The 6,099-nt window shown below is 77.3% G+C and carries 5 protein-coding genes; 1 reads left to right on the forward strand and 4 read right to left on the reverse strand.

The annotated features are described in order from the left end of the window. Window positions 1-4 precede the first annotated feature (4 nt). Entirely contained in the window at window positions 5-1,156 is a 1,152-nt protein-coding gene (locus SLP03_RS09435) for a zinc-dependent alcohol dehydrogenase (RefSeq protein WP_319460149.1), read from the reverse strand. Next, window positions 1,153-1,596: a hypothetical protein gene (locus SLP03_RS09440; RefSeq protein ID WP_413644490.1), complete on the reverse strand. Its 444-nt coding sequence runs from the start codon at window positions 1,594-1,596 to the stop codon at window positions 1,153-1,155. The genes SLP03_RS09435 and SLP03_RS09440 overlap by 4 nt, the downstream gene beginning before the upstream one ends. Window positions 1,597-1,783: 187 nt before the next feature. Here SLP03_RS09440 and SLP03_RS09445 point away from each other — a divergent pair, with 187 nt between their 5' ends. After that, window positions 1,784-4,555 carry a helix-turn-helix transcriptional regulator gene (locus SLP03_RS09445; protein WP_319460150.1) on the forward strand — a complete coding sequence of 924 codons (2,772 nt, stop codon included), beginning with the start codon at window positions 1,784-1,786 and terminating at the stop codon, window positions 4,553-4,555. A gap of 41 nt (window positions 4,556-4,596) precedes the next feature. Here the strand turns inward: SLP03_RS09445 and SLP03_RS09450 are convergent, their stop codons facing one another. Then, a complete protein-coding gene (locus SLP03_RS09450; protein ID WP_319460151.1) occupies window positions 4,597-5,148 on the reverse strand; it encodes a DsbA family protein in 552 nt (183 codons plus the stop codon). Between the two features lie 160 nt (window positions 5,149-5,308). Next, on the reverse strand, window positions 5,309-5,986 hold the full coding sequence (locus SLP03_RS09455; protein WP_319460152.1) for a BON domain-containing protein: 678 nt from the start codon (window positions 5,984-5,986) through the stop codon (window positions 5,309-5,311). Between the last annotated feature and the right edge of the window lie 113 nt (window positions 5,987-6,099).

The following is a 6,099-nucleotide window of genomic DNA, read 5'->3' on the forward strand; positions in this document are numbered from 1 at the left end:
CGGATCACGGGGAGAAGACGGCCCGGACGCAACCGTCGGTCCGCTCCCGGAACAGCGCGTAGCCGTCGGCGCCCCGCTCCAGCGGCAGGCGGTGGGTGGCCAGGTGCTCGGTGCGCAGCTCGTCGCGGGCCATCCGCTCCAGCAGCATCGGGATCCAGCGCTGCCCGTGCTGCCGGGAACTGCGGACGGTCAGCCCCTTGTTCATCACCGCGCCGAGCGGGAACGTGTCGACGAACCCGGTCCAGGTGCCGAGAACGACCACCGTGCCGCCCTTGCGGCAGGCGTGCACGGCCTCGCGGAGCGCCAACGGCCGTTCCGCTCCGCCGCCGAGCCGGCCGGCGAGCAGACCCGGTGGCTCCGGTTCCATCCCGACCGCCTCCACGCACACGTCCGGGCCCCGACCGCCGCTGCGTTCCCGCAGCTCGGCCGGGACGTCGACGTACCGGTAGTTGAGCGGCTCCGCGCCGACGTGCCGGTCGACCATGCGCAGCCGGTCGTCGTACCGGTCGATGACGATCACCCGGTCCGCGCCGTGTAGCTGGGCGGCCCGGGCGGTGAGCTGCCCGATGGCCCCGGCGCCCCAGACCGCCACCACGTCGCCCGGCCCGACGTCGCCCAGCTCGGCGCCCATCCAGCCGGTCGGGGCGGCGTCCGAGGCGAACACCGCCCGGTCGTCGCTGACCGGGTCCGGCACGCGGAACGCGCCGACGTCGGCGTACGGCACCCGGACGTATTCGGCGTGGCTGCCGGCGAAGCCGCCCAGCGGGCCGGGGTGGCCGTAGCAGCCGCCGGTGGGCTGGCCCCAGGCCGACTCGGTCACCGCCGCGCCGGTGCTGCCGTTGTCGCAGCAGGCGAAGAGACCCTGCCCGCAGTACCAGCAGGCGCCGCAGGCAACCGCCGCGCAGACCACCACCCGGTCGGCGATCCGGTGCCGGCGTACGTCCGGCCCGACCTCGACCACCTCGCCGAGGAACTCGTGGCCGAGCACGTCCCCGGCGGCCAGGAACGGGATCCGCCCGCTCAGCAGCGGCAGGTCCGCGCCGCAGGTGGCGCTGCGCCGGACCCGGACGATCATGTCGTGCGCGTTGCGCAGCTCCGGGTCGGGCACCTGCCGTACCGCCAGCTCGTCGGCGCCCTCCCAGCAGAGCGCCCTCACCAGGGCGCCCTCGGGCGGTCCAGCCGTGAGCGGTCCGCGCGGAGCACCTCGCCGGTCTCGGTGAGCTGCTTGGCCGCGCGCAGCGCCTCCCGGATCAGCAGCCCGGGAACGTCGCCGACCAGGTGGGCGGCCATGCCGGGCAGCCGCGGCGAGCCGCCGAGCGGCCGGGCGGCCAGCTCGGTGCCGCGCCCGCCGGGCGCCGGGCGGGCGTGCACCTCCACCGCGCCGTCGAGCCGGCGCAGTGGCTCCGGCCACCGGCCGCCGGGCAGCACCGACTCCGGCGGGCCGGCGACGGTCACCACCTGCCACCGCGCGGGCCGCGGGTCGGCGCCGGCCACCCGCGGCCAGCTCCGCCGCCGGGGTACGACCAGCGCGCGGACCGCCGTCGTCCCCGCCGCGGCCACCGCGAGGCCGAGCGTGCCCCGGGTCAGCCGTCCCATCCGTACCACCTGCCCCTCGCCTCGTCGCGGGTCGGCGGGCGGCCGGTCACGCGCGGCCGGCCGCCCGCGGGTGTCCAGCATCGGGCCGGTCCGGGTGAAGCTGGCTCGCCCCGAAGGGGTGAACCGGCGCGGGCCGGGTAACCGCTCGCCGCACGACGGGGAGCGGACGGGACGGGGGAGGGGTCGCATGCCGGAGGACCGCGACCGCGTCGGGACCGCCGACGCGCCCCCGCTGCTGGCGTCGCGGCTGTCACCCGCCGTCCTGCCCGAGCCGGTGGTGGTCCGGCCCCGGCTGCTGGACCGGCTGGACCAGGGGGTCGCCGGGCCGGTCACCCTGGTGCGCGCGCCCGCCGGCTGGGGCAAGACCACGCTGCTCGCCTCGTGGGCGCGGGCGTCCCCGGTCGAACCGCCGCCCGCCTGGGTCGCGGTGGAGGCCGGCGACACCGGGGAGCGACTCTGGTCGTACCTGACGGCGGCGCTGCGGGGGGTCGGCGAGGGGACGCCGGACGACGCACCGCGCCCGCCGGTGCCGGACACCCCGCCCCGCCCGGACCAGCTCGAAGTGCTCGCCGCGGCGCTCGCCGCCCGGGAACGCCCGATGCTGCTGGTCGTGGACGACCTGCACCGGGTCACCGACCCGGCCGCGCTGACCGGGCTGGAGTTCCTGCTGCGCCACGCCGAGCAGCGGCTGCGCCTGGTGGTCGGCGCCCGGACCGATTTGCCGCTGGCCCTGCATCGCTGGCGGCTGGCGGGGGAGCTGACCGAGATCGGCCCGGACGAGCTGGCCTTCCGCGACGAGGAGGTGGCTGACCTGCTGGTCGCGCACGGGGTGCGGCTGCCGGTCGCCGCGCTGCCCCGACTTCGGGAACGCACCGGGGGCTGGCCGGCCGGGCTGCGCTTCGCCGCGCTGGCGTTGCGCGCCCAGCCCGACCCGGCCAGGTGGGTGGAGCGGTTCGGCGGTGACCAGCCGGACGTCGCCGGGTACCTGCGCGAGGAGGTGCTCGCCCCGCTCACTCCGGACGCCCGGGACGTGCTGCGGCGCAGCGCCGTCGCCGCCGCCGTCTGCGCCGAGCTGGCCGACGCGGTCGCCGGCCGGGCGGACTCGGCGCAGCTGCTGGCCGGCCTGGCCCGGGACGGCGGGTTCCTGCGGCAGGACGACAGCAGCCCGCCCTGGTACCGGTGCCATCCGCTCCTGGCCGACCTGCTCCGCGACGAGCTGGGCCGGCTCCCCGCCGACGAGCTGCGCGACCTGCACGCCCGGGCGGCCGACTGGTACGCGCGGAACGGCCGGCCCGCGGAGGCGCTGCGGCACGCGCTGGCCGGGGGCGCCTGGGACCGGGCCACCGAGCTGTTCATCGGGCACTGGCCGGAGCTGGCGCCGTACGAGCGGGACCTGCCGGTCGCCCCGCCGCCCGCCGCCCCGCCCGCCGAGGCGGTCGACCGGGACCCGGAACTCGCGCTGGCCTGCGCGGCGGAACGGGCGTACGCCGGGGACGCGACCGCCGCCGCCGGGCACCTGCGGCGGGCCGTGGAGCACGCCCGCGGGCTGCCCGCCCCGCGCCGGGACCGGTTCCGGCGGCTGGCCACGGCGCTGGAACTCACCCTGGCCCGGCTGGCCGGCGACCACGGGGAGGTACGCCGGGCCGCCGCCCGGCTGCTCGCCACCCGCACCGCGCCGGGGCCCGGGGACGACCCGCGGGCGGGGACCGGCGAGGACGCCGACGCCCGGGCGGCCGCCGGCGCCGCACTCGGCCTGGTCGAGCTGGCCGAGGGGGAGCCCCGCGCCGCCGGGGACCGGTTCGCCGCGGCGCTGTCTGCGGCGCGGCAGGCCGACCGGCCGCGCACCGAGCTGGTCTGTCTCAGCCGGTCGGCCCTGCTCGACGCGGTCCGGGGCGACCTGCGGGGGGCCGAGCGGAGCGCGCGGGAGGCGCTGGCCCTGCCGCCCTGCCAGGGGTGGTCCTGCCGGGTGGACTGCGGGCACGCGTACCTGGCGTTGGCGTTCGTGGCCCTGCACCGGGACGAACCGGCGGAAGCGGCGGCGAACCTGGCCCTCGCCGCGCCGGCCGCCGTGGAGCCCGGTGTGGCCGCGCTGGCCGCGCTCTGCCGGGCGGAGCTGCTCGCCGAGAGCGGCGAGCCGGCCGCCGCCCTCCGGACGCTTGTCGAGGCCCGGGCGGGGCTGGTCGAGGCGCGGGCGGGATCGGCCACCCGGCCCGCCGGCGGGGAGCTGACCGCCCGGCTGACCGCTGCCGAGGCCCAGCTCCGCGCCGCCGTCGGCGACCTCGACACCGCCCGTGGCCTACTGCTCGACGCGCTGCGGCCGGCGGACGCCGACGCCGGCGCAAACGGGACGGGACCGCCGGCGGGGGAGACGGCGGCGCTGGGGGTGGTGCTGGCCCGGGTGGAGCTGCGGGCCGGTGACCCGCGGGCCGCCGCGCACGCGGTACCGGACTGGTCGGCCCCGGAGGCGGCGACCTGGCCGCTGCCGGTACGCCTCGCCGCCGGCGTGCTCGACGCGGTCCTGGCCCGGGAGGGTGGCGACGACCGGCGGGCCGGCCGGCTCGTGGAGCAGGTGCTCGACCTGGCCGAGCCGGACGGGTACCGCAGGGTCTTCACTCGCGCCGAGCCCGGGTTGCGCGACCTGCTCGCCGGCCACCTGGACTCCGGCACCGCACACTGGCCGACGGTGAGCGACCTGGTCCGCGGCGCGGACGAACGGCGCGCCGACGAGTCGGCGGACCGGCCGGGCGGGACGGATCGGGCGTTGGACGAGCCACTCACCGAGCGGGAGCTGACCATCCTGCGGTACCTGCAGAGCATCCTGTCCAACGTGGAGATAGCCAGCGAGCTGTCCCTGTCGGTCAACACGGTGAAGACGCACGTGCGCAACATCTACCGCAAGCTCGACGCCACCCGCCGGCGCGAGGCGGTCCGGCGCGCCCGTGAGCTCCGGCTGATCTGACGACGCCAGCCCCAGCCGTCCACCAGGGCTGGTCTGACGGCTCAGGCGTTCGCCGCGGCGTCCACGGCGGCCAACAGCTCCGCCAGGTCGTAACCACCGTCGTGGCGGACGTCGTTGACGAACAGGGACGGGGTGCCGTTGACGCCGCTGCGGATGCCGCCGACGAAGTCCCGCCGGACCCGGTCGGCGTGCGCGTGCCCGTTCACCTCCGCGTCGATCTCCTCGGGCGACAGCCCGAGCTGCTCGACGCCGAGCGACAGGTGCACCGGGTCGAGCTGGTCCTGGTGCTCGTAGAGCCAGTCGTGCATCTCCCAGAACCGGCCGCGCCCGCCGGCGGCCTCGGCCGCCTCCGCCGCGCTCTCCGCGTACGGGTGTACGTTGGCGATGGGGAAGTGCCGGTAGACCAGCCGAACCTGGTCCGCGCGCTGGCGCAGCACCTCGGTCAGGTTCGAGTACGCGGCCCCGCAGAACCGGCACTGGAAGTCGCCGTACTCGACGAGGGTGACCGGCGCGTTCACCGGCCCGCGGACGTGGTCGACATCGGTCACCGGGATCCGCAGCTTCGCGGTGGTGACCTGCAGCGGCGTGGTCATCCGGCCATCACCCGCCGGTCCCCGGCAGGGTGAAGCCGGGCGCGGGACGCCCGGGTCTGATCAGCCTGTTCGGATCAGTCATGCCTTCCACGGTCGCTCCGGAGGGGGTGAGCCGGGATCACCCGGGCCGGGTGGTTCCGACGGTCACCCGACCGCCCGCTCAGCGGCCCACCGCGACGTGGTTGTGCACCTCGCGGATGCCGGGCGCCGACCAGACGACCCGTTCGATCTCCTCGCGTTCCGGCACCGAGTGCACCAGGCCCTCCAGCACCACGGTGTCGCCGTGCACCCGGACGCTGATCCCCTCGGCCTCGGTCGCACCGTTGCGGGCCAGCGCGTCCACGATCCGCTCGGCCAGGTCGCGACCGTCCGTCCGGACCGCGGGCCGGACGGTGATGCCGTTGCTCACCCCGCGTACGCCGGTCAGCTTGCCGACCGCGCGCTCGGCCGCGCGGCGCTGGTACTCCCACTCGACCTCGCCGTGCAGGGTGACCCAGCCGTCCGCCACGGTCACGTCGAGGTCCTCGATCGGTACGAAGGCGTCCCATTCCAGGGCCCGGCTGGCCGCGGTGGCGATCTCCGGGTCGCTCTTCTCGGCCGCGGTGGCGATCCGCACGGCGAGGTCGTTGGCGACCGCCCGGACCCGGGACACCCGGTGCGCGGCCCGCTCGGCGGCCCACTTCTTCGCGTAGCTGTCCACCCAGCCGGTCAGGGTGACCACCCCGTCGGTGACGGTCACCCCGATCTCGTTGGGGCGTACCCGGGGTTCCCAGGTCAGCTCGTCGAGGACGTCGGTCTGGATGTCCTGGTCGGTCCGGGTAACGGTTGCGGTGGCCATCGGTCACTCCTCCACGATCGGGGTCCGCGGCGTGCGCCGCTCGCCGGCATGTACGCCGCCAAGCCCCGATCCTGCCCCCGCCCCGGGTGACCCCCCCTCACCCACCCCGGGTG

Origin of the sequence: Micromonospora sp. RTP1Z1, assembly GCF_033804685.1 — a bacterium.
Taxonomy (GTDB): Bacteria; Actinomycetota; Actinomycetes; order Mycobacteriales; family Micromonosporaceae; genus Micromonospora.